Origin of the sequence: Pseudomonas sp. WS 5079 (assembly GCF_012985465.1) — a bacterium.
Classification (GTDB): domain Bacteria; phylum Pseudomonadota; class Gammaproteobacteria; order Pseudomonadales; family Pseudomonadaceae; genus Aquipseudomonas.
This window is the reverse complement of sequence record NZ_JAAQWN010000012.1, coordinates 86216-107737: the sequence shown is the minus strand read 5'-3', so window position 1 is coordinate 107737 and position 21522 is coordinate 86216. Positions and strand designations below refer to the sequence as shown.

The following is a 21522-nucleotide window of genomic DNA, read 5'->3' as shown; positions in this document are numbered from 1 at the left end:
TCCCAATCGGCCGGTGAATGGCCTGATGACATACATGAGATAGACCACGAAGTGGGCGAATTCGCCCACAATGGCTTAAGAAATTTCGCGCCGGAAAGGCGGCAAGGCATTCAGGATAGCCTTGCCATAGCGCTGGGTGACCAGACGGCGGTCGAGCAAGGTGATGGTGCCCCGGTCTTCTTCGGTACGCAGCAAGCGGCCACAAGCCTGGACCAGCTTCAACGAGGCGTCCGGCACCGAGATCTCCATGAACGGATTGCCGCCCCGGGCTTCGATCCATTCGGCCAGCGCCGCCTCGACCGGATCGTCCGGCACCGAGAACGGGATCTTCGCGATCACCACGTGTTCGCAATAGGCGCCGGGCAAGTCGACACCTTCGGCAAAGCTCGCCAGGCCGAACAACACGCTGGAGTCCCCGCCATCGACCCGTGCCTTGTGCTTGTTCAGGGTTTCCTGTTTCGACAGGTTGCCCTGGATAAACACCTGCTTGCGCCAGTCGCGGTCGAGGCCGTCAAACACGTCCTGCATCTGCTTGCGTGACGAAAACAGCACCAGGGTGCCCTTGGAACCTTCCACCAGCGATGGCAGGTCACGAATGATTGCTGCGGTGTGGGCCGGCGCGTCCCGTGGGTCGGCCTTGAGGTCCGGCACCCGCAGCACGCCGGCGTCGGCATGGTGGAACGGGCTGGGGACCACGGCGGTGACGGCTTTTTTCGGCAGGCCGGCGCGCATGCGGAACCGGTCGAAGGTGCCCAGGGCGGTCAGGGTGGCCGAAGTCACCAGGGCGCCGTAGGCCACGTTCCACAGGTTGCGTCGGAGCATTTCTGCGGCGAGGATCGGGCTGGCGTTGACCTCGATATCGAACAGCGCGCCGCTCTCCGACAGCGTCAGCCAGCGGGCCATGGGCGGGTTATCTTCCGGGTCTTCAACGGTGAAGGCGGTCCACAGCTCCCAGTTGCCCTGGGCGCGGGACAGCAGGCTGCCAAACAACGGATACCACTCTTCGGCCTGGTTGCTGGCGATGCCGATATTGACCTCGCCATCCATGCCTTCCTTGAGCAGGTCGGTCAGGCGCGTGAACAGATCGGTGAGGCGTGAGAAGCCCTTCTTCAACTCGACGCCCATCTCGCGCATATGCTCGGGGATCAGCCCGCCGACAAAACGATGGCGCGGCCGTTCACGGCCTTCGACGTCTTCGCCAGGCTTGAAGTCCGCCACCTGCTCGCAGGCGCTGAACATGAACTGTTGCTGGGTCTTGATCTCCCGCGCCAACTCCGGCACCTGTTCGATCAGCTTGCCCAGGTCGCCCGGCAGCGGATGCTGGGCCAGCAGCTTGGTGAGGTTCTTGGCGGTGGTTTCCAGCCAGTCGGCAGTGGAACGCAGGCGCGTGTAGTGGGCAAAGTGGCCGATGGCCTTGTCCGGCAAGTGGTGGCCTTCGTCGAACACATACAGGGTGTCGCGCGGGTCCGGCAGCACAGCGCCGCCGCCCAGGGCCAGGTCGGCGAGGACCATGTCGTGGTTGGTGACGATCACGTCGACCTTGCCCATGCCTTCGCGGGCCTTGTAGAACGCGCACTGGCCGAAGTTGGGGCAATGCCGGTTGGTGCACTGGCTATGATCGGTGGTCAAGCGCGCCCAGTCGGCGTCTTCCAGGGCGTTGGGCCAGCTGTCGCGGTCGCCATCCCACTTATTACCGGCCAGCTTCTCGATCATGCTGGTAAACAGCTTCTGGCTGGCCTCATCGACTTCGATCTTGAAGCCTTCTTCTTCGAACAGCGAGGCCGTGGCGGTTTGCGCGTGGCCTTCCTGCAACAGCACATCCAGCTTGGACAGGCACATATAGCGGCCACGCCCCTTGGCCAGAGCAAAGGTGAAGCTCAGGCCGCTGTTGCGCATCAGGTCCGGCAGGTCTTTGTAGACGATCTGCTCTTGCAGGGCCACGGTGGCGGTGGCAATCACCAGGCGCTTGCCAGCGGCCTTGGCAGTCGGAATCGCCGCCAGGCTGTAGGCCACGGTCTTGCCAGTACCGGTGCCGGCCTCGACGGCCACGACCGCAGGGTCGCCACTGCGCCGGCCTTCATCGTCGGTGTCGATATCCCCGAGGACCTTGGCCACTTCGGCGATCATCAGGCGCTGGCCGTAGCGCGGTTTCAAGCTCTTGGCTTCGAGAAAACGCGAGTAGGCGCCCTGGATCGTGGTTTTGAGTTCAGTGCTGATCATGGATAGTCGGGCGCAAAAAACGCTGGATAAATTTTCAGTGGTTCGGATCGGCCGCTATCATACCCCGCTAATTAATCCCGCGCAGAACGGAGTACCTCAATGACCGTGTTTAGCCTTGCCTACACCCTGCATGTATTGGCCGCCCTGGTCTGGGTCGGTGGTATGTTTTTCGCCTGGATGATCCTGCGCCCAGCCGCTGTGGCGGCGCTTGAGGGGCCGGCGCGACTTAAACTGTGGATGAATGTGTTTCCGCGTTTTTTCGTGTGGGTCTGGGTCGCGGTGCTGATCTTGCCGATCAGTGGCGTTGGATTGTTGCAGTTGCGCTTCAACGGGTTTGAAACCGCACCGCGTTATGTACAGGTGATGATGGGCCTGTATGTGGTGATGACGGCGCTGTTTATCCGCATCCAGGCGTTACAACTGCCTGAACTGCGCACGGCCGTGGCGGCCGAGGACTGGGCGACTGGCGCGCAGGTGCAGGGAAGAATCCGAAAGTTGGTAGGGATCAATCTGATTGTTGGGTTGGTAGTGGTGGGTGTGGCTTCGGCCCGGCCGATGTTCTGAGGGTGTTCCTCAGTGCCTCATCGCGGGCAAGCCCGCTCCCACACTTTGATTTGTGAATACCTTAAAAAGGTGGGAGTGGGCTTGCCCGCGATAGGGCCGGTGCCAATCGCTCAAAGTCGCTGGATGCTCACTGAACCGGCAGGCCCCGCCGGCCCAGCCTGGCCTTCCAACCCCGGCCGGCCTTTCTCGCCGCCGTCGGCGCGATACACCAGGCAGCCCTTGGACACCCCGCCCTTGCCCGGCTTGCCGGCCACACCTGGCAAGCCGCCAGCACCGCCATCGACCCAGACCTTGATCTGCTCGCTCGGATAGTCCTGCGGCAATTCGATACGCACCGCCGCGCCTGCGGCCCCCGGCAGGCCGTCACCGCCGTTGTCACCATTGGCGCCACGCCCGGCCGAGCCCCAGGTGCACCCCGGGTCTTCACCGTTGGCGCCATCCAAGCCGCTATAACCTTGGGCGCCGGTGCCGCCACGGGCATCGACGGACAGTTCCGCCGCGCTCAACTGGTTGATCCGCAAGGTCAGGTCACGCCCAGGCCGGGCCGGTTTTTCATGGGTGCCGGGCGCGCCACGGGAGGTGATCTGGCTGCCATGTTCCAACTGCGCATGCTGCACCTGCAATTGCAAGGCCCGGGCGCTGGGCACGATGGCGATCCGCGCTTCGCGGCCCAGGTGCAATTCGTCGACAGTGACCTGGGTGATATTGGCCGGAATCAGCAAAGTGCCATAGTCGGCCACTTCCAGGCGCTCCAGCTGCAGCACGCTGGTGCTGTTGGGCAAGCGCAGCAACGAGTTGGTCTCGACACTGACGCTTTCGGCCAGGGCGATGGGGCTGACCAATAGGGCCAGGAGTAAAACCTTACGCATGATTGGCATCCTTGTTGTCTTGGTCAGCCGCAGGCGCAGGCAGGCTCTTTATATGGAACATCCCCAGCAACAGGATCAGCAGGCGGTCACGCCAGGGGTGGGCACGATGTTTGACGCTGGCGTTGAACAACACCAACTCCAGAAGATGGACCAGCAACAACAGGCTGCCGACCAGGTTGACCAACAGATGAAATGGATTGGTCAGCGGTTTGAACAGATTGACCAGCACAACCGCCCAGAACAGCAACGCCAGCAATTTCCCCACTCGCAACAACAGCTTCATGCCCTACGCCCCCTGCACATTATTCTTTGGGCGCACAGTAACGAGTTCTACAGGCGATTTGCCAGTGAAGGATTAAAAAACTTGAGAAGGCGGCGACTTGGTGGCCAGATCGCCGAGATTCATCGGACACAGCCGTAAGAAATGCCCCTGGCAACACCCAGGGGCATATCAGAAATGTCTTAGCGGTTGATTTGAATTTCCACGCGGCGATTCAGGGTACGACCGTCGGCGGTTTTGTTGTCGGCCACTGGATGGGTTTCACCGGCGCCCGTCACCGACACAAAGTTGCTACGGGGCACACCGGCGCCGACCAGGTAATCAGTGACCGAATGCGCGCGTTTTTCCGAGAGCCTTTGGTTGTAGGCATCTTTGCCGACGCTGTCGGTATGCCCGCTAACCCGCAGTTGGGCGCTTGGCGCTTCCTGTTTCAGGCGTGTGGCAACCGTGTCGAGCTTGGTTTTGTCAGCGGCCGTCAGCCGAGCCGAATCGAACTCGAAGTGCACATCACGAATCACGATGGTCTCTTCCTTGACCACCACCACTTCTTCGACGACGACCGCCTCAGGTACTGGCGGGCAGCCATTGGCATCGACCTGTATGCCCTTGGGGGTGCCCGGGCACTGATCGCGGCTGTCCGGCACGCCGTCGCCGTCTTCGTCAGCGTCGCCATGGACCCAGCAATAGGCGCCGGCCATGCCGCCGATCAATAACGCGCCACCGCCGGCCCATGAAGAGCTTTCAGTAGCGCCCAGTGCAGCACCCGTCACGCCGCCGAGGGCAGCACAGGTGGGCCAGTCGGTTTTTTGCAAGCCTGCGCAACCTGTCAATACTCCGGTTAGCAGAACCAAAGGTAGAGCTGTCCGCATGATGCTCATTTGATTTCTCCTGAGGGGATCGGCCGCAAGCCGATGGGTGGAGTAAAGACCGCGATTTTCATCTGCGCCAGGCCGCCAACCCCCGTATTCATTGGCCGAAGTGGCGTCTGGCGAACAACAGGCCAGCGTGCGCTCTAGGCCCGCACGCTCAAGCAGGCTAGTCTTCACGGTTCTGATGTGAGGATCTTCGATGACCGCCGGCAATTCTTCCCGTACGCCGCAGCAAGCACTCGCTGCCCTGCTTGATCGCCAAGCCCCCAAACGCCTGCTGGTATTGGGCGCCGGCCACTTCCCTGCGCTGGATGCATTCAAGCAGGCCCACCCAGACACCGTGGTCTGCACCGCAGGGCCTGGACCATTGCCACCCGAGCTGGCCGCCCAGCGATTTGACCTGGCCCTGGTGGTCGACTGCCTGGAGCACCTGTCAAAACGTGCAGGGTTGGAGCTGCTGGGCGGCGTGCGCAACCTCAACGCCAGCCGCATCGCGGTGCTCGCCGACCTGGCGGCCTGCAGCTGGAAGGACACTGATTTTTTCTCCCTGGCCTTGCAGACCAGCGAGCATTTTTGCCGCGACAATCAGGTACTGACGCTGTTTACCTACGATCTGCTTGAATACAAACAAGTGCCGGACTGGCTGAACGCCCGGTTCTGGGCCAACCCGGAAAACTTCGGAAAGTATTGGTGGTAACCATGAGTACATCCATTTGCCCTTGCGGCAGCGGCAACTTGCTGGATGCCTGCTGCGGCCATTACCACACTGGCCACCCCGCGCCCTGCGCCACCGCGTTGATGCGCTCACGCTACAGCGCCTATGTGCTGGGGCTGGTGGATTATCTGGTGGCGACTACGCTACCGGCACAACAGAACGGCCTCGACCGTGATGCCATTGGGGCCTGGAGCGCGCAAAGCACCTGGCTGGGCCTGGAGGTGGAAAGTTCCGAGGTGTTTGGAGGGCAGCCGGAACATGCCTTCGTTACCTTTACCGCGCGCTGGCATGACAGCACCGGCGAACACAGCCACCGGGAACAGTCGTCTTTCGTACAGAACGATGGGCGTTGGTACTTTATTGATCCTACGGTGGAGGTGAAGGCCGGGCGCAATGATGCCTGCCTGTGCGGCAGTGGGCAGAAGTTCAAGAAGTGCTGTTCCAGTTACCTGTAAAAACCACGGACACCGCGCTAAACCACACAACATTCGTCATCGTTGACGACCATCGCCGGCAAGCCGGCTCCTACAAGGGATTGAGCCATGGTCAGCCGATTACGAACCTATAGCTGTTTACTGATACTGACCGTTGGCCTCTCGGGCTGCGCGTCCTGGTTCGCCGATGACACACCGGCGCCACAAATCCACCTGGTCAAGGTCGAGTTGGTGCGCGCCAAGCTGCTGGAGCAGAAGTTCAAGCTGCACTTTCGCGTGGATAACCGTGACGACTCGGACCTCACCGTGCGCGGCCTGATCTACAAAATCAGCCTGGCTGACGTGGAACTGACCGAGGGCGAATCCAACGAGTGGCTGACCATACCGCCCAATGGCCGGGGATTTTTCAAGGTCACGGTGCGCACCAACCTGTGGCCGCAGGTGCGGGAAATCGCCGACCTGTTGAAAAACCCGGACCACCCCATCCCCTATCGCCTGGAAGGTGAGCTGAAAACCGGATTATTCATCGGTAACGACGTGCACGTGATGCGCAATGACGAGATAATCCCCGGCGATTTTATTCCGGAGCGACACCAATGACTCAGCAACCCCATGTCCATGGTCCCGACTGCAACCACGATCACGATCACCACGATCACGATCACGATCACGATCACGACCATGGCCATGTCCACGGCCCGAACTGCGGCCATGCCCATCAGGAACCGGTGCGCAACGCCCTGAAGGACGTTGGCCGCAACGATCCATGCCCATGCGGCAGCGAGAAGAAGTTCAAGAAGTGCCACGGCGCCTGATACGCGTCCCGCAGGAGCCGGCAAGCCGGCTCCTACAGTTCTATCGATAGACGCAAATATTTCATTGAATTTTCGGCAGGTGGACACTACCTATACCTACAGGCATATCAGCGGGCGCCCTGTCCGTTCAAGCATCACCAATCCTGGAGAGCTTCATGATCGACCTGTATTACTGGACCACTCCCAACGGTCACAAGATTTCGTTGTTCCTGGAAGAAGCCGGCCTGCCCTACGAGGTGCACCCGATCAACATCGGCCAGGGCGACCAGTTCAAGCCAGATTTCCTGAAGATAGCTCCCAACAACCGTATTCCCGCCATTGTCGACCGGCAACCGAGCGACGGGGGCGCACCGATTTCCCTGTTTGAATCCGGCGCCATCTTGCTGTACCTCGCGGAAAAAACCGGCCAGTTCCTGCCCAAGGACCTGCGCGGTCGCCAGGAAGCGTTGCAATGGCTGTTCTGGCAAATGGGCGGCCTGGGCCCGATGGCGGGGCAGAACCACCATTTCAGCCAGTTCGCCCCGGAAAAGATCCCTTACGCCATCAAACGCTACGTGGATGAGACCGCACGCCTCTATGGCGTGCTGGACCGGCGCCTGGCCGACCGCAGTTTCGTCGCTGGCGAGGCCTACAGCATTGCCGATATGGCGATCTACCCGTGGATCGTGTCCCACAAATGGCAGAGCCAACGCCTGGAAGACTTCCCCCATCTGCACCGCTGGTTCAACCTGATCAAGGAACGTCCGGCGACGGTGCGGGCCTATGACCTGGTGCAGAAGGTCAACCCGCCGAAATCCTGATCATGCCCTGTAGGAACTGGCTAGCCGGCGAAGATCGTCAACGAAAACGCCGGGTGCCTGGATAAGCGTGGCGCCTGGCAGTTTTTCGCCGGCAAGCCGGTTCCTACAAGGGTTTGTGAGTGTTTGAAAAAATTAGCATCGCCTCCCGCTTGCGTCGGTTCGCCGCGCTCACTAACGTAGCGCCTTTACTGACGCTACCCCCCGCAGGAGCTTTGCCATGGCCTCGCCAGCCCTCTCACGTTTTCTTCCCCGGTTCGGCGTTGCCGCGGCAGTGGCCAGTGCCTTGGGCCTGGCCGGTTGCCAGTCACTGAACAGCCAGGACACCCTGCCCCCCGTTTCCGGCGTGCAGCCGCTCAAGGGCCTGGCGCAGAATGTTTCCGTGCGGCGCAACAGCCAGGGCATGCCGCTGATTGAAAGCAATACCTTTCACGACGCGCTGTTCGCTCTCGGTTACGTGCACGCTAGCGACCGGATCAACCAGATGGTCACCCTACGGCTGCTGGCCCAGGGCCGCCTGGCAGAGATGTCCGGGCCGGACGTGCTGGATGTCGACCGCTTCATGCGCGCCGTCAACCTGAAGAAAAGCGCCAGCGAGCTGTACAACGCCTCCTCGCCGCGTCTCAAGCGCTTCTTTGAAGTGTATGCCCGCGGGGTCAACGCCTACCTGTTCCGCTACCGCGACAAACTGCCGACGGACCTGGCCCAGACCGGCTACAAGCCCGAATACTGGAAACCGGAAGATTCGGCGCTGCTGTTCTGCCTGCTCAATTTCAGCGAGTCGGCCAACTTGCAGGAAGAGTTATCCGCCCTGGTACTGGCGCAAAAAGTCGGCGCCGACAAACTCGCCTGGCTGACCCCAAGCTACCCGGACGAACCGCTGCCTACGGCAGAGTCCGACAAGCTCAAGGGCATCAATCTCGGGCAGATTCCCGGCGTTGCCGCGCTCACCAGCCTCAACGAGCACCTGGCCAGCCTCAACACCCTTGGGGCTTCCACCTCCAGCAACTGGGCCATCGCCCCGCAACGCAGCCGCAGTGGCCGCAGCCTGCTGGCGAACGATCTGTCGACGCCTCTGCAGGCGCCCTCCCTGTGGAATTTCGTACAGATCCGCGCGCCGAAATACCAGGCCGCCGGGGTGTCGATCGCTGGGATTCCTACGCTGCTGTCAGGTTTCAACGGCAAAGTGGCCTGGAGCATGAGCCAGGTGTCCGGCGATACCCAGGACCTGTTCCTGGAGAAGGTCAAGCGCCAGGGCAGCACGCTGTACTACGAGCACAACGGCAAATGGCTACCGGCCATCGTGCGTAACGAAACCTTCTTCGCCAAGGGCCAGCGGCCAATTCGCGAGGCGGTGTACGAAACCCGCCACGGCCCGCTGCTCAACAGCGCCCAGTCGCTGACCAGCGGCTACGGCCTGGCCCTGCAAACCGCCGACTTCAAGGACGACAAGAGCCTGGATGCGTTTTTCGACCTATCCCGGGCGCAGAACGTGGAAAAAGCCTCGGACGCCAGCCGGGAGATTCGTGCGATCCCGCTGAACATGGTGTTTGCCGACGCCAGCAATATCGGCTGGCAGGTCACCGGGCGCTTCCCCAACCGTCGCGAAGGTGAAGGCCTGTTGCCATCCCCAGGTTGGGACGGGCGCTTTGACTGGGACGGCTATGCCGATGCGATGTTGCACCCCTATGACCAGGACCCGCCACAGGGTTGGGTCGGCACGGCCAACCAGCGCAGCGTGCCCCATGGCTATGGCATGCAACTGTCCAACTCCTGGGCCGCGCCGGAGCGCAGCGAGCGCCTGGCGCAGCTGGCCGGCAACGGCAAGCACGACAGCCGTAGCGTGATTGCCATGCAGTACGACCAGACCACGCTGTTCGCCGCCAAACTTAAAAGCATGTTCCAGGCACCGGGCATGGCCCAGCCTCTGAAACAGGCGATCGATGCCCTGCCGGCCGCCGAACGTTCCAAGGCCCAGGAGGCTTTGGGCCGTCTGATGGCGTTCGACGGGCGGCTGGCGGCCACCTCGGCCGACGCGGCGATCTACCAACTGTTCCTGCAGGAAAGCGCCAGGCAGATTTTCCTCGACGAACTGGGCCCGGAATCCAGCGCCACCTGGAAAGCCTTTGTCAGCAACGCCAACCTGTCCTACGCGGCCCAGGCCGACCATCTGCTGGGGCGTGAAGACAGCCCGTTCTGGGATGACCTGCGCACCCCCGGCAAAGAAGACAAACCGGCGATTCTCGCCCGCAGCCTGGCCGCCGCGATCAGCGCCGGCGACAGCCAGTGGGGCGCCGATCACAAGGCCTGGCAGTGGGGCAAACTGCACAGCTACACCTGGAAAAACACCAGCGGCCAGACGATTCGCGGCCCATTGGCAGCAGGTGGCGATCACACCACGTTGAACGCTGCGCCCTACAACTGGGGGCAGGATTTCGCCACCACCCAGGTCCAGGCCCTGCGCATGATCGTGGATTTTGGCCAGGTGGAACCCATGATGGGCCAGGGCGGGATCGGCCAATCCGGCAACCCTGCCAGCCCGTACTATGCCAACGGCATTGATCCGTGGCTCAAGGCGCAGTACCTGAGCTTCCCGATGCAGCCGCAGAACTTTGACAAGGTGTATGGCAAGACCCGATTGACCCTGGTCCCAGGGAAATAACCCCATGTAGGCGCTGGCTTGCCAGCGCCTACAGTTCGTGAGCGGCCCGCACTGCAATGGTGCGCAAGATCTGTAGCGCCCGATATCGGGCGCGCCTCGCGTCGCCCTTCGTGTAATCCCACCAATTAAAAAGACTATTCAGAACTATGGTGCAGAAATTGCTACTTGCGATACGTCTGACACCGTTCAGTAACAGTCCTAATCGCGCCACAAGCGCTTATCTTGGTTCCCAGGGATTACATAATGAAAAAAGCATTGCTGACCCTTTCTGCACTCGCGCTGTGCATGGCCGCCGGTACCGCCTTGGCCAAGGAATACAAAGAATTGCGTTTTGGTGTGGACCCTTCCTACGCGCCGTTTGAATCCAAGGCCGCCGACGGCAGCCTGGTGGGCTTCGATATCGACCTGGGCAATGCCATTTGTGCGGAGCTGAAGGTCACCTGCAAGTGGGTAGAAAGTGACTTTGACGGCATGATCCCCGGCCTCAAGGCCAAGAAGTTCGACGGTGTGATTTCGTCCATGACCGTGACCCCGGCCCGCGAGAAGGTCATCGACTTCTCCAGCGAGCTGTTTTCCGGCCCCACTTCCTACGTGTTCAAGAAAGGCTCCGGCCTGAGCGAAGACATCGCGTCCCTCAAGGGCAAGACGGTCGGCTATGAACAAGGCACCATCCAGGAAGCCTACGCCAAGGCCGTGCTGGACAAAGCCGGGATCAAAACCCAGGCCTACCAGAACCAGGACCAGGTGTACGCCGACCTGACCTCGGGCCGCCTCGATGCCTCGATCCAGGACATGCTGCAGGCCGAACTGGGCTTTTTAAAATCGCCACAAGGTGCCGATTACGAAGTCAGCAAGCCGGTGGACAGCGAAATGCTGCCGTCCAAGACTGCCGTGGGCATCGCAAAAGGTAACAAAGAGCTGAAAGCTCTCTTGGATAAAGGTATCAAAGCGTTACACGATGATGGCACCTACGCCACTATCCAGAAAAAACACTTTGGCGATCTGAACCTCTACAGCGGCAAATAACGCTGCGGCGCCCACCCCCGCACGGGGTGGGCGCACTCTCGATGGCCAAAGGCGTACCCCATGTTTGAAGACCTGTTGCAGACCCTCGGGCTTGGTGCGTTCAGCCTGCAAGGGTTTGGCCCACTGTTGCTGCAAGGCACCTGGATGACCATCAAATTGTCAGTGCTGTCCCTGGCAGTCAGCGTCGTGCTGGGCCTGCTCGGCGCCAGTGCCAAGTTGTCGAGCCTGGCGCTGTTGCGCATTCCCGCGCAGCTCTACACCACCTTGATTCGCGGGGTGCCGGACCTGGTGCTGATGCTGCTGATTTTCTACAGCCTGCAAACCTGGCTGACCAGTTTCACCGACTACATGGAATGGGAATACATCGAGATCAACCCGTTCGGCGCCGGGGTGATTACCCTGGGTTTTATCTACGGTGCGTATTTCACCGAGACTTTTCGCGGTGCGATCCTCGCCGTGCCCCGCGGCCAGTTGGAAGCCGCCACGGCCTATGGCCTCACGCGCGGGCAGCGCTTTCGCTACGTGACCTTCCCGCAAATGATGCGCTTCGCCCTGCCGGGCATCGGCAATAACTGGATGGTGATGCTCAAGGCCACGGCGCTGGTGTCGATCATCGGCCTGGCTGATGTGGTCAAGGCCGCCCAGGATGCCGGCAAAAGTACCTACCAACTGTTCTTTTTCCTGGTGGTCGCGGCCTTGATCTACCTGGCCATCACCAGCGCGTCGAACTTCGTCCTGCGCAGGCTCGAAGCCCGTTACGCCGCAGGCTCACGGGAGGCAGTGCGATGATTGAATTGTTGCAGGAATACTGGCGGCCCTTCCTCTACAGCGATGGCAACCACATGACTGGGCTGGCCATGACGATGTGGCTGCTCACGGCCTCGATCTGCATCGGCTTCGTGGTGTCGATCCCACTGTCCATCGCCCGCGTCTCGCGAAACCGCTGGGTGCGCTGGCCGGTGCAGTTCTATACCTACCTGTTTCGCGGCACACCGCTGTATATCCAACTACTGATCTGCTACACCGGCATCTACAGCCTCGCCGCCGTTCGCGCACAACCGGTGCTGGATGGTTTTTTTCGCGACGCAATGAACTGCACGCTCCTCGCATTTGCCCTCAACACCTGCGCCTACACCACGGAGATTTTCGCCGGGGCCATCCGCAGCATGGCCCACGGCGAGGTCGAGGCGGCGAAAGCCTATGGCCTGAGCGGCTGGAAACTTTACGCCTACGTGATCATGCCCTCGGCCCTACGCCGCTCGTTGCCGTACTACAGTAATGAAGTGATCCTGATGCTGCACTCGACGACGGTAGCCTTTACCGCGACGATCCCGGACATCCTCAAAGTGGCCCGGGACGCAAACTCGGCCACCTTCCTCACTTTCCAGTCGTTTGGTATCGCTGCGCTGATCTACCTGACCGTGACCTTTGCCCTGGTCGGTCTGTTTCGTCTGGCGGAGCGTCGCTGGCTGGCCTTTCTCGGGCCGAGCCATTAAGGAGCCCCTATGCGGCAACAGATTCATCCCCTTCTCGCACCGGTGCCAGGCACGGCACGGCAGATCCACAGTTTCCACTTCGGGCCAGAGCAGGCCGAAGGCAAAATCTACATCCAATCCTCGCTACACGCCGACGAACTGCCCGGCATGCTGGTGGCCTGGCACTTGAAGGGACGCTTGGCGGAACTGGCCGCGGCCGGCCGCCTGCGCAGCGAAATCGTGCTGGTGCCAGTGGCCAACCCGGCGGGCCTTGAGCAAGTGCTGATGGACATGCCCCTGGGCCGCTACGAGCTGGAGAGCGGGCAGAACTTCAATCGCCTGTTCTTCGATCTCAGCGAAGAAGTCGGCAATCAGGTCGAGGGCCTGTTGGGGGATGATCCCAGACGCAACGTCGCACTGATCCGCGACAGTCTGCGCCAGGCCCTCGACCGCCATGTACCAGCCACACAACTGCAATCCCAGCGCCTGGTGCTGCAACGCCTGGCCTGTGACGCCGATATGGTGCTGGACCTGCATTGCGACTTCGAAGCCGTGGCCCACCTTTACACCACCCCCGAGGCCTGGCCGCAGGTCGAGCCGCTGGCCCGTTATATCGGCGCCGAAGCCAGCCTGTTGGCCACCGATTCGGGCGGACAATCCTTCGATGAGTGTTTCACCCTGCTCTGGTGGCAGTTGCAGCAACGTTTTGGCGAGCGTTTCCAGATCCCCCTGGGCAGCTTTTCCGTGACCCTGGAGTTGCGCGGCCAGGGCGATGTCAATCACGGCCTGGCCAGCCTCGATTGCCAGGCGATCATCGACTACCTGATCCAATTTGGCGCGATCAGCGGCGATCCTGCGCCCCTGCCCGACTTGCCCTACCCCGCTACGCCGCTGGCCGCCGTCGAACCAGTGGCGACCCCGGCGGGCGGCTTGCTGGTGTTCCACGCGTTGCCAGGGCAATACCTGGAGGCCGGGGAACTGGTGGCCGAGATCATCGACCCCATTCACGACCACATCACGCCCATCCACTGCCGCCATGCCGGCCTGATGTATGCCCGTTCGCTGCGGCGCATGGCCACGGCGGGCATGGTGATTGCCCATGTCGCCGGCCTTACGCCCTATCGCAGCGGCTATTTACTATCGCCTTGAGGATGCACGCCCCATGTACAAACTGACCGTTGAAGGCCTGCATAAAAGCTATGGCGACCATGAGGTGCTCAAAGGGGTTTCGCTCAAGGCCAAAAGCGGGGATGTGATCAGCCTGATCGGCGCCAGCGGCTCTGGCAAAAGCACGTTCCTGCGTTGTATCAACTTCCTTGAACAACCCAATGACGGCGCCATGAGCCTTGATGGCCAGCCGATCCGCATGGTCAGCGACCGCCACGGCATGCGCGTGGCCGACGAAGCCGAGCTACAACGCCTGCGCACCCGCCTGGCGATGGTGTTCCAGCACTTCAACTTGTGGAGCCATATGAGCGTGCTGGAGAACATCACCATGGCCCCACGCCGGGTCTTGGGTTGCAGCAAGAAGGACGCGGAGGACCGTGCCCGGCGCTATCTGGACAAGGTTGGGCTGCCCGCACGGGTGGCGGAGCAGTATCCGGCGTTCCTGTCGGGTGGCCAGCAGCAACGGGTGGCCATCGCCCGTGCCCTGGCGATGGAGCCGGAGGTGATGCTGTTCGACGAGCCCACATCGGCCCTGGACCCGGAGCTGGTGGGCGAAGTGCTGAAGGTGATCCAGGGGTTGGCCGAAGAGGGGCGGACCATGATCATGGTGACCCACGAGATGAGTTTTGCGCGCAAAGTGTCCAGCCAGGTGCTGTTCTTGCACCAAGGCCTGGTGGAGGAGGAAGGCACGCCGGAAGACGTGCTGGGCCACCCGAAAAGCGAGCGGCTGCAACAGTTCCTGCGCGGCAACCTGTAGGAGCCGGCTTGCCGGCGATAACGGAGTCTCAGGTACCGATGCTGTAAAAACTTAGACCGCATCGCCGGCAAGCCGGCTCCTACAAAGGGCGAGGCGTCAGGCCACTGGCGCGGGTGGTGGCTCGTCCGGCAGGGTGGGTACGCCAGGCTCGGTAGGTTGTTCCGGGGTATCGGGGTCAGGCTGGCCTGGGATGCCGCCGGCGGCGGGGTCGGCCATCAGGGACCAGGCCAGAACACCAATCTGATTGGGTTCCAGCCGAGCAAGTTCGGCGCTGATTCGCGGGTCGATCTTCATAGGGTACTCCTCAAGCGTGGCTCGACGCGCTGTGCACGCGCCGAGGCAGTACACCCAATAGAGTGCCTGCCCGCTGACAAATTCCCTTGAGCTGTAAGACGTTTCTATCAGGTGCGTGGCAGAGTGACGCCGCGCTGGCCCTGGTACTTGCCGCCACGGTCCTTATAGGACACTTCGCACTCTTCGTCGGATTCGAAGAACAGCATCTGCGCCACGCCTTCATTGGCGTAGATCTTGGCCGGCAAGGTGGTGGTGTTGGAGAACTCCAGGGTCACGTGGCCTTCCCACTCAGGCTCAAGCGGCGTCACGTTGACGATAATGCCGCAGCGCGCGTAGGTGCTCTTGCCCAGGCAGATGGTCAGGACGTTGCGCGGGATCCGGAAGAACTCGACGGTGCGCGCCAGGGCGAAGGAGTTTGGTGGGATGATGCACACGTCGCTCTTCACATCGACGAAGCTCTTTTCATCGAAGTTTTTCGGATCGACGGTGGCCGAGTTGATATTGGTGAAGACCTTGAACTCATCGGCGCAACGTACATCGTAGCCGTAGCTGGAAACCCCGAATGAAATCAGGCGTTCGGCGCCTTCACCGCGCATCTGGCGCTCGACGAAGGGTTCGATCATGCCGTGCTCTTGCGCCATGCGGCGAATCCACTTGTCCGATTTGATGCTCATGGCGGGTGTCCTGAATAGCGAGGTGGAAAATTCTGTTGGGCATCTTACCGGGGCTGGCCTCGCGGTTCAAAGGACGCGGGGGTTTTTCTTGATTAAGTTGCGCCGGGCAACTGTCAGCCGTACGGGGCGGGCCTTGGCCCTGAATTTAAGGGCCGCAGGCCTGTAAAAGGCACCGCCAGTCACGAAAATAGAGAAACCTTCGGAAATACCATTGGCACGTTCCGGAAAAAGGGTTAAGGTGGCGCCACTGTGCTGCTTGTGTCACTGAGAATCTCTACACGATATGTTGAATTTCGATCCAACCATCTCCAAGAATTTTTCCTGCTCTTTGCACTCAGTCTCGGCCAGGGCTTTTCCTGAGTCGCAGTTAACTTTGTCCAAGGAGATACACCATGTCTAATCGCCAAACTGGTACCGTTAAGTGGTTCAACGATGAAAAAGGCTTCGGCTTCATCACTCCACAATCCGGTGACGACCTGTTCGTTCACTTCAAAGCTATCCAATCCGACGGCTTCAAAAGCCTGAAAGAAGGCCAACAGGTTTCTTTCATCGCTACCCGCGGTCAGAAAGGCATGCAAGCTGAAGAAGTTCAAGTTATCTAACTTGTACTGACTTAGTCGAAAGAACCCCGCCCTTAAAAGCGGGGTTTTTTTATGCCTGGGATTTGATACTGACCTTGCCAGCGAGGGCCGCCCTCAAGGTCGCCATCGCCGGCAAGCCGGGCTCCCGCAAGGGGATTGGCACAACGCAAAACGCCCGGTGCATTCCCATGCACCGGGCGTTCTCATAGCTACCTTACAAGCCGCTACTGAAACAACGACTCACTCGACAAGCCATTTTTCTCCAGGATCTCCCGCAAGCGCTTGAGACCCTCTACCTGGATCTGCCGCACCCGCTCACGGGTCAAGCCGATCTCCAGGCCAACATCTTCCAGGGTGCTGCTTTCATGGCCACGCAGGCCAAAGCGGCGAATCACCACCTCGCGCTGCTTGTCCGTCAGCTCTGAAAGCCATTGATCGATACTTTGCGACAAGTCATCGTCCTGCAACAGTTCACACGGATCCGTGGGTCGGTCATCCGTAAGGGTGTCCAGCAAGGTTTTATCCGAATCCGGACCCAGCGAGACATCGACCGAAGACACACGCTCGTTAAGCCCGAGCATGCGCTTGACCTCTCCCACTGGTTTTTCCAGCAGGTTGGCGATCTCTTCAGGCGAAGGTTCATGATCAAGTTTCTGGGTAAGCTCGCGTGCCGCCCGCAGGTACACGTTAAGCTCCTTGACGACATGAATCGGCAACCGGATGGTCCGGGTCTGATTCATGATTGCGCGCTCAATGGTCTGGCGAATCCACCACGTCGCGTAGGTCGAAAAGCGAAAACCCCGCTCGGGGTCAAACTTCTCTACCGCCCGGATCAAGCCGAGGTTGCCCTCTTCGATCAGGTCCAACAGGGAAAGCCCACGATTGACGTAGCGTCGGGCGATTTTCACCACCAGGCGCAGGTTGCTTTCAATCATGCGCTTGCGCCCAGCCGGATCTCCCTTTTGCGACAATCGCGCAAAATGGACTTCTTCTTCGGGAGTGAGCAAGGGGGAAAAGCCGATTTCATTGAGGTACAACTGGGTCGCATCGAGCGCCCGGGTGTAATCAATATACTTATGCTGTTTTAACGCTGTGGAGTTTTTGGACTTGGTACGAACTGAAGGTACAGCGGGTCCCTCATTCGACATCGATTCCGTACCGATGCCGGTCTCCATAAGGAGAACCTCATCGTCGATGTCAAACTCCGGCGCTTCTTTACTGAGAGCCATTGTTATAGTCCTTTGGTGAGTTCGACCTCAAGCTCAAGCGACGCCTTTATCCTTGGCAACGCTGGAGCCTGCTCCTTCTACGTGAGGGAACAGGCTGACAACACATCAACGCCGGGGTAGGAATTGCAGTGGATCTACAGGTTTACCTTGGCGGCGAATCTCAAAGTGCAGTTTCACCCGGTCTGTACCAGTCGACCCCATTTCGGCAATTGTCTGTCCGACTTTGACCTGCTGCCCCTCCCGAACCAACAACCTGCGGTTATGACCGTAGGCACTGACGTAGGTATCGCTGTGTTTGATGATGACTAATTCGCCGTAGCCCCGTAGACCACTCCCGGCGTATACAACAGTCCCATCAGACGCAGCTAAAACAGGCTGTCCCAAATCTCCGGCGATATCAATGCCTTTATTCAAACTACCGTTTGAAGAGAATTTTCCAATAAGAATGCCATTTGAGGGCCATCCCCAACCGGTCGGTGCCGGTCCCGCAGGTGGCAACGGCGCGGGTGCCGGCTTGCTCGCAACCTTAGGCGCAACGGTGCCTGCAGGCCGGGTGAAGACCGTCGTCTTGCTGGAAGAAGAGGCCGATGAACCGGATTTTGTCACAACTGCCGTGGGCGCCGAACCCGTGCGCCCATCGAAACGGATGGTTTGCCCCGGATGTATCGTATAAGGCACAGGAATGTTGTTACGCGCGGCCAGCGCCTTGTAGTCCCAGCCATAACGGAAGGCGATCGAGAACATGGTATCGCCCTTACGCACCACGTATTGCCCGGTGGTCACCGTCGGCCGTTGCGGTGCCGCATTATTGCGGTCAACCACGCGCGCGCCGCTGCCTGTGCTGGAGCAGGCAGCCAGCAAGGAACTCAAGACAAGGCCAATCACCAGTCGCTGAAAGCTAGTTTTACTCATACGCTGCGCAATGACTGTGAGACTCACCCGCCGCTCCCTTTGTGGTGGCTGAAACATGAACGCCTGTATCAGGCTTGAAATATGTCGCAAGTATAACTGGCTGCCAGACTTTAACCGGCAACAAGGTAGAAACGAAAAATTCATCTCGTTTAATAACTACCCAACTTGATGTTGACTCGATGAACCCCGCTGTAAGACACATACCCAGCAATAGAATTCACTACACCGTGACAATTGTTCAGGCCAGCGGCCCATTAAGTAACGGAACGAAACGCACTGCCCCCAGGACATGCCGGGAAAAACCCTCTTCTTCGCGCACGATCAACATCAACTGTTGCACTTCGCCCGATCCCACCGGAATCACCAGGCGCCCGCCCGGAGCCAATTGGTCCAGAAGTGCCTGAGGTACATCGGTGGCCACCGCAGTCACGATGATGCCGTTGTAGGGCGCCAAGGCCGGCCAGCCTTCCCAGCCATCACCCCAACGAAACACTACGTTGCGCAGGTTCAGCTCCACCAGGCGCTCCTTGGCCCGGTCCTGCAGGACCTTGATCCGCTCGACGGAAAACACCCGCTCCACGAGTTGCGAGAGCACGGCAGTCTGGTAGCCGGAGCCGGTGCCAATCTCCAGCACTTTGTCCAAGGGACCCGCCGCCAACAACAGCTCACTCATCCGCGCCACCATATAGGGCTGGGAGATGGTTTGGTTGTGGCCAATCGGTAGCGCGGTGTCTTCGTAGGCGCGATGGGCCAGGGCCTCATCGACAAACAGATGGCGCGGGGTACGGCGGATGACTTCCAGCACCTGGGCGTTGGACAGTCCCTCTTCATAGAGTCGCTGGATCAAACGCTCACGGGTGCGTTGGGAGGTCATGCCGATGCCCCGGCGCAACAGGTCGTCCTGTTCACGAGCCATCAGCGCAGCCCCTCCAGCCAGGGATCGAGACCACCGAAGGCATCATTGAAGGTGCGATCGAGTTGCAGCGGGGTAATCGAAACATAACCTTGCATCACCGCATGAAAGTCCGTGCCCGGCCCGCCATCCTCGGCGTCGCCCGCTGCGGCAATCCAGTAGCCTTCCCTGCCACGGGGATCCACCACTTTCAGCGGTGCCGCAGCGCGGGCGCGGTGGCCCAGGCGGGTCAATTGGATGCCGCGAATATGGTCCAGGGGCAGATTGGGAATATTGACGTTGAGCACCGTACGCGGTGGCAGCACCAGGGTGCCGTGGGCCTCAACCAGCTTGCGCGCAAAATAAGCGGCGGTCGCCAGGTTATCCACCTGCCGCGACGCCAGCGAAAAGGCAAAGGCCGTCCGCCCCAGGAAGCGCCCTTCCAGGGCCGCCGCCACGGTGCCGGAATACAGCACGTCATCGCCCAGGTTGGCGCCCAGGTTGATCCCGGAAACCACCAGGTCCGGCTCATCGGCCAGCAAGCTGTTGATGGCCAGGTGCACGCAATCGGTCGGCGTGCCATTAACGCTGATAAAGCCGTTGGCCAGGGTCTGCGGGTGCAAGGGACGGTCGAGCGTCAGCGAACTGCTGGCGCCACTTTTGTCCTGGTCCGGGGCAACCACCACGCACTCGGCATAATCTGCCAGCGCAGCATGAAGCGCGGCAAGGCCGGGTGCGGTGACCCCGTCGTCGTTAGATATCAGAATACGCATGGGCTGTCCGTCTGCCCCACCGGCACCAGATCAACAAGCTCGCGCACCAAGACAGTGGCGAAGCATCCGGCCGGCAGGACGAATTCCAATTGCAGAATGTCAGTCTCGGGATAATGCCACGTCAACCCGCCAATGGGCAGTCGCAGAATGCGCCGTTCCTGGCTCATGCCGGCTTTGGCCAGCCACTCGCACAGGTGCGCCTCGCTCGCGGCGACAGCTTGCTCCAGCTCATGGGTTGCGCCAGCGGCGGGCGAATCGCCTTCACCCCACTGTGGGCCGGTGGGATGCAGGTCGAGGATGGCCAGGCGCGGATCGCTGCACTCCGCCTCCCCCGCCGGGAAAAAGCTGCGGCTGTCGGTGAACGCCAGCAGGTCACCGACCTGGGCGCGCTGCCATGATCCATCGGCAACCCGCGCCGCCAACACCTTATTGAACACAAAGCTGCGCGCGGTCGATAGCAGGCGCGAACGTACGTTGCGCTGTTCCGGCAACACCTTGCGGGCCGCCCAGTCGCGGGCATCGACGACGTTACCGCCATCATGGCCAAAACGCTGGGCGCCGAAATAGTTGGGGATACCGTGCTTGGCGATCAATTGCAGGCGCGCATCAATCGCGCCGTGGTCGCCGGCCAGTTGGGTCAGGCGCAGGGTAAAACCGTTGGCCGCATGGGCGCCACGCTGCAACTTGCGTTTATGACGGGCGGCCTTGAGGATTTTCAGGGTGTCGTTTTCCGCCGCACTCAGGTCTGGGTCGGCCTTGCCCGGCAGTTGCACGCTGAACCACTGGCGCGTCAGCGCCTGGCGATCCTTGAGGCCGGCATAGCTCACCGTGCGCAAGGGCACGCCGGCAGCCTTGGCAATACGTCGCGCAGCCTCTTCAGTGTTCAGGCCGCGCTTTTCCACCCACAACCACAGGTGCTCACCCTCGCCGGTCAGCGGGATATCCAGCACTTCATCCACTTGGAAATCTTCGGCAGTCGCCTTGAGCACCGCGCTGCCCAGTGCCTCGCCATAGGCCCGCGGGCCCAACAGTTGCAGTTCGTTCATGCGCGCAGCAACAAGGCGACAGAGTGCACCGCAATGCCCTCTTCACGACCGGTAAACCCGAGTTTTTCGGTGGTGGTGGCTTTCACGTTGACTTGATCCAGTTCTATTTGCAGATCGGCGGCAATCACTGCGCGCATCGATTCGATATGCGGGGCCATTTTGGGTGCCTGGGCAACGATGGTGTTATCGACATTGCCGACCTTCCAGCCCTTGGCATGGATCAGGCCGACCACATGCCGCAGCAGCACGCGACTGTCCGCGCCCTTGAAAGTGGGATCGGTGTCCGGAAAGTGTTTACCGATATCTCCCAATGCAGCCGCGCCGAGCAAGGCATCGCTCAAGGCATGCAGCACAACGTCGCCGTCGGAATGAGCCAGCAACCCATGGTGGTGCGCAATGCGCACGCCGCCCAGGGTGATGAAGTCGCCTTCGGCGAAACGGTGCACATCATAGCCGTGGCCAATACGCATA

General features: G+C 60.6%; 25 protein-coding genes. 13 read left to right on the top strand and 12 right to left on the bottom strand.

All coding sequences use genetic code 11. The features are described from left to right. Window positions 1–75: 75 nt before the first annotated feature. The gene (gene dinG / locus HBO05_RS25740) at window positions 76–2220 is read right to left on the bottom strand and encodes an ATP-dependent DNA helicase DinG (protein ID WP_032858113.1); all 2145 of its coding nucleotides are present in this window, start codon (window positions 2218–2220) and stop codon (window positions 76–78) included. 99 nt (window positions 2221–2319) lie between these two features. Here dinG and HBO05_RS25735 point away from each other — a divergent pair, with 99 nt between their 5' ends. Beyond that, window positions 2320–2784 carry a CopD family protein gene (locus HBO05_RS25735; RefSeq protein WP_172314562.1) on the top strand — a complete coding sequence of 155 codons (465 nt, stop codon included), beginning with the start codon at window positions 2320–2322 and terminating at the stop codon, window positions 2782–2784. 110 nt (window positions 2785–2894) lie between these two features. Here HBO05_RS25735 and HBO05_RS25730 read toward each other — a convergent pair whose 3' ends face one another. The 3 genes from HBO05_RS25730 to HBO05_RS25720 all read right to left on the bottom strand — a co-directional run bounded on the left by HBO05_RS25730 (window position 2895) and on the right by HBO05_RS25720 (window position 4811). After that, window positions 2895–3653 (bottom strand): collagen-like protein, encoded by a 759-nt coding sequence (locus HBO05_RS25730; RefSeq protein ID WP_169955482.1) that lies wholly within the window; start codon window positions 3651–3653, stop codon window positions 2895–2897. Next, the gene (locus HBO05_RS25725) at window positions 3646–3936 is read right to left on the bottom strand and encodes a DUF1145 domain-containing protein (RefSeq protein ID WP_170058341.1); all 291 of its coding nucleotides are present in this window, start codon (window positions 3934–3936) and stop codon (window positions 3646–3648) included. Before HBO05_RS25725 ends, HBO05_RS25730 begins: the two co-directional genes overlap by 8 nt. 179 nt (window positions 3937–4115) lie before the next feature. Further along, complete coding sequence (locus HBO05_RS25720) at window positions 4116–4811, bottom strand: OmpA family protein (protein ID WP_170058340.1); 696 nt, start codon at window positions 4809–4811, stop codon at window positions 4116–4118. 190 nt (window positions 4812–5001) lie between these two features. On the opposite strand from HBO05_RS25720, the gene HBO05_RS25715 reads away from it, so the two are divergent. The 11 genes from HBO05_RS25715 to HBO05_RS25665 all read left to right on the top strand — a co-directional run bounded on the left by HBO05_RS25715 (window position 5002) and on the right by HBO05_RS25665 (window position 14650). Beyond that, entirely contained in the window at window positions 5002–5499 is a 498-nt protein-coding gene (locus tag HBO05_RS25715) for a DUF6231 family protein (RefSeq protein WP_169955479.1), read from the top strand. A gap of 2 nt (window positions 5500–5501) precedes the next feature. After that, window positions 5502–5972 (top strand): YchJ family protein, encoded by a 471-nt coding sequence (locus HBO05_RS25710; protein ID WP_057439866.1) that lies wholly within the window; start codon window positions 5502–5504, stop codon window positions 5970–5972. Window positions 5973–6059: 87 nt separating this feature from the next. Beyond that, window positions 6060–6551: an LEA type 2 family protein gene (locus HBO05_RS25705; protein ID WP_172314560.1), complete on the top strand. Its 492-nt coding sequence runs from the start codon at window positions 6060–6062 to the stop codon at window positions 6549–6551. After that, on the top strand, window positions 6548–6766 hold the full coding sequence (locus HBO05_RS25700; protein ID WP_172314558.1) for an SEC-C metal-binding domain-containing protein: 219 nt from the start codon (window positions 6548–6550) through the stop codon (window positions 6764–6766). The genes HBO05_RS25705 and HBO05_RS25700 overlap by 4 nt, the downstream gene beginning before the upstream one ends. 155 nt (window positions 6767–6921) lie before the next feature. Next, entirely contained in the window at window positions 6922–7566 is a 645-nt protein-coding gene (locus HBO05_RS25695) for a glutathione binding-like protein (protein ID WP_169955477.1), read from the top strand. A gap of 217 nt (window positions 7567–7783) precedes the next feature. Then, window positions 7784–10225: a penicillin acylase family protein gene (locus HBO05_RS25690; protein WP_172314556.1), complete on the top strand. Its 2442-nt coding sequence runs from the start codon at window positions 7784–7786 to the stop codon at window positions 10223–10225. Window positions 10226–10468: 243 nt separating this feature from the next. Next, window positions 10469–11251, top strand: coding sequence for a transporter substrate-binding domain-containing protein (locus tag HBO05_RS25685; RefSeq protein WP_169955475.1), 783 nt, complete (start codon window positions 10469–10471; stop codon window positions 11249–11251). Between the two features lie 60 nt (window positions 11252–11311). Then, complete coding sequence (locus HBO05_RS25680) at window positions 11312–12040, top strand: ABC transporter permease (RefSeq protein WP_172314554.1); 729 nt, start codon at window positions 11312–11314, stop codon at window positions 12038–12040. Then, complete coding sequence (locus HBO05_RS25675; protein ID WP_169955473.1) at window positions 12037–12747, top strand: ABC transporter permease; 711 nt, start codon at window positions 12037–12039, stop codon at window positions 12745–12747. Before HBO05_RS25680 ends, HBO05_RS25675 begins: the two co-directional genes overlap by 4 nt. Before the next feature lie 9 nt (window positions 12748–12756). Next, window positions 12757–13875, top strand: a complete 1119-nt coding sequence (locus HBO05_RS25670) for a succinylglutamate desuccinylase/aspartoacylase family protein (RefSeq protein WP_172314552.1) — start codon at window positions 12757–12759, stop codon at window positions 13873–13875. Between the two features lie 13 nt (window positions 13876–13888). Continuing rightward, window positions 13889–14650, top strand: a complete 762-nt coding sequence (locus tag HBO05_RS25665; protein WP_170058334.1) for an ATP-binding cassette domain-containing protein — start codon at window positions 13889–13891, stop codon at window positions 14648–14650. A gap of 96 nt (window positions 14651–14746) precedes the next feature. Here the strand turns inward: HBO05_RS25665 and HBO05_RS25660 are convergent, their stop codons facing one another. Beyond that, window positions 14747–14944, bottom strand: a complete 198-nt coding sequence (locus HBO05_RS25660) for a hypothetical protein (protein ID WP_029297182.1) — start codon at window positions 14942–14944, stop codon at window positions 14747–14749. Window positions 14945–15051: 107 nt separating this feature from the next. Beyond that, a complete protein-coding gene (gene dcd, locus HBO05_RS25655; protein ID WP_003219273.1) occupies window positions 15052–15618 on the bottom strand; it encodes a dCTP deaminase in 567 nt (188 codons plus the stop codon). Window positions 15619–16010: 392 nt separating this feature from the next. On the opposite strand from dcd, the gene HBO05_RS25650 reads away from it, so the two are divergent. Beyond that, a complete protein-coding gene (locus HBO05_RS25650; RefSeq protein ID WP_002554837.1) occupies window positions 16011–16220 on the top strand; it encodes a cold-shock protein in 210 nt (69 codons plus the stop codon). A 203-nt stretch (window positions 16221–16423) separates the two neighbouring features. Here the strand turns inward: HBO05_RS25650 and rpoS are convergent, their stop codons facing one another. The 6 genes from rpoS to ispF form a co-directional block, all read right to left on the bottom strand. Continuing rightward, window positions 16424–17428 carry an RNA polymerase sigma factor RpoS gene (gene rpoS / locus HBO05_RS25645; RefSeq protein ID WP_038446486.1) on the bottom strand — a complete coding sequence of 335 codons (1005 nt, stop codon included), beginning with the start codon at window positions 17426–17428 and terminating at the stop codon, window positions 16424–16426. A 105-nt stretch (window positions 17429–17533) separates the two neighbouring features. Beyond that, window positions 17534–18367, bottom strand: coding sequence for a peptidoglycan DD-metalloendopeptidase family protein (locus tag HBO05_RS25640; RefSeq protein WP_169955470.1), 834 nt, complete (start codon window positions 18365–18367; stop codon window positions 17534–17536). 211 nt (window positions 18368–18578) lie between these two features. Next, entirely contained in the window at window positions 18579–19214 is a 636-nt protein-coding gene (locus HBO05_RS25635; RefSeq protein WP_169865481.1) for a protein-L-isoaspartate(D-aspartate) O-methyltransferase, read from the bottom strand. Between the two features lie 41 nt (window positions 19215–19255). Beyond that, a complete protein-coding gene (gene surE, locus HBO05_RS25630; RefSeq protein WP_029297237.1) occupies window positions 19256–20005 on the bottom strand; it encodes a 5'/3'-nucleotidase SurE in 750 nt (249 codons plus the stop codon). Beyond that, window positions 19993–21051, bottom strand: a complete 1059-nt coding sequence (gene truD, locus HBO05_RS25625; protein ID WP_170042918.1) for a tRNA pseudouridine(13) synthase TruD — start codon at window positions 21049–21051, stop codon at window positions 19993–19995. The genes surE and truD overlap by 13 nt, the downstream gene beginning before the upstream one ends. Beyond that, complete coding sequence (gene ispF, locus HBO05_RS25620; protein ID WP_029297241.1) at window positions 21048–21521, bottom strand: 2-C-methyl-D-erythritol 2,4-cyclodiphosphate synthase; 474 nt, start codon at window positions 21519–21521, stop codon at window positions 21048–21050. Before ispF ends, truD begins: the two co-directional genes overlap by 4 nt. Window position 21522 lies beyond the last annotated feature (1 nt).

Excerpts from the sequence above, each read along its gene's own strand:
- dcd (WP_003219273.1), bottom strand. The coding sequence starts at position 15,618 with ATGAGCATCAAATCGGACAAGTGGATTCGCCGCATGGCGCAAGAGCAC.
- HBO05_RS25730 (WP_169955482.1), bottom strand. The coding sequence starts at position 3,653 with ATGCGTAAGGTTTTACTCCTGGCCCTATTGGTCAGCCCCATCGCCCTG.
- HBO05_RS25710 (WP_057439866.1), top strand. The coding sequence starts at position 5,502 with ATGAGTACATCCATTTGCCCTTGCGGCAGCGGCAACTTGCTGGATGCC.
- HBO05_RS25690 (WP_172314556.1), top strand. The coding sequence starts at position 7,784 with ATGGCCTCGCCAGCCCTCTCACGTTTTCTTCCCCGGTTCGGCGTTGCC.
- HBO05_RS25650 (WP_002554837.1), top strand. The coding sequence starts at position 16,011 with ATGTCTAATCGCCAAACTGGTACCGTTAAGTGGTTCAACGATGAAAAA.
- ispF (WP_029297241.1), bottom strand. The coding sequence starts at position 21,521 with ATGCGTATTGGCCACGGCTATGATGTGCACCGTTTCGCCGAAGGCGAC.
- HBO05_RS25695 (WP_169955477.1), top strand. The coding sequence starts at position 6,922 with ATGATCGACCTGTATTACTGGACCACTCCCAACGGTCACAAGATTTCG.
- surE (WP_029297237.1), bottom strand. The coding sequence starts at position 20,005 with ATGCGTATTCTGATATCTAACGACGACGGGGTCACCGCACCCGGCCTT.
- truD (WP_170042918.1), bottom strand. The coding sequence starts at position 21,051 with ATGAACGAACTGCAACTGTTGGGCCCGCGGGCCTATGGCGAGGCACTG.
- HBO05_RS25700 (WP_172314558.1), top strand. The coding sequence starts at position 6,548 with ATGACTCAGCAACCCCATGTCCATGGTCCCGACTGCAACCACGATCAC.
- HBO05_RS25720 (WP_170058340.1), bottom strand. The coding sequence starts at position 4,811 with ATGAGCATCATGCGGACAGCTCTACCTTTGGTTCTGCTAACCGGAGTA.
- HBO05_RS25660 (WP_029297182.1), bottom strand. The coding sequence starts at position 14,944 with ATGAAGATCGACCCGCGAATCAGCGCCGAACTTGCTCGGCTGGAACCC.
- HBO05_RS25705 (WP_172314560.1), top strand. The coding sequence starts at position 6,060 with ATGGTCAGCCGATTACGAACCTATAGCTGTTTACTGATACTGACCGTT.
- dinG (WP_032858113.1), bottom strand. The coding sequence starts at position 2,220 with ATGATCAGCACTGAACTCAAAACCACGATCCAGGGCGCCTACTCGCGT.
- HBO05_RS25725 (WP_170058341.1), bottom strand. The coding sequence starts at position 3,936 with ATGAAGCTGTTGTTGCGAGTGGGGAAATTGCTGGCGTTGCTGTTCTGG.
- HBO05_RS25715 (WP_169955479.1), top strand. The coding sequence starts at position 5,002 with ATGACCGCCGGCAATTCTTCCCGTACGCCGCAGCAAGCACTCGCTGCC.
- HBO05_RS25670 (WP_172314552.1), top strand. The coding sequence starts at position 12,757 with ATGCGGCAACAGATTCATCCCCTTCTCGCACCGGTGCCAGGCACGGCA.
- HBO05_RS25675 (WP_169955473.1), top strand. The coding sequence starts at position 12,037 with ATGATTGAATTGTTGCAGGAATACTGGCGGCCCTTCCTCTACAGCGAT.
- HBO05_RS25635 (WP_169865481.1), bottom strand. The coding sequence starts at position 19,214 with ATGACCTCCCAACGCACCCGTGAGCGTTTGATCCAGCGACTCTATGAA.
- HBO05_RS25735 (WP_172314562.1), top strand. The coding sequence starts at position 2,320 with ATGACCGTGTTTAGCCTTGCCTACACCCTGCATGTATTGGCCGCCCTG.
- HBO05_RS25685 (WP_169955475.1), top strand. The coding sequence starts at position 10,469 with ATGAAAAAAGCATTGCTGACCCTTTCTGCACTCGCGCTGTGCATGGCC.
- HBO05_RS25680 (WP_172314554.1), top strand. The coding sequence starts at position 11,312 with ATGTTTGAAGACCTGTTGCAGACCCTCGGGCTTGGTGCGTTCAGCCTG.
- HBO05_RS25665 (WP_170058334.1), top strand. The coding sequence starts at position 13,889 with ATGTACAAACTGACCGTTGAAGGCCTGCATAAAAGCTATGGCGACCAT.
- rpoS (WP_038446486.1), bottom strand. The coding sequence starts at position 17,428 with ATGGCTCTCAGTAAAGAAGCGCCGGAGTTTGACATCGACGATGAGGTT.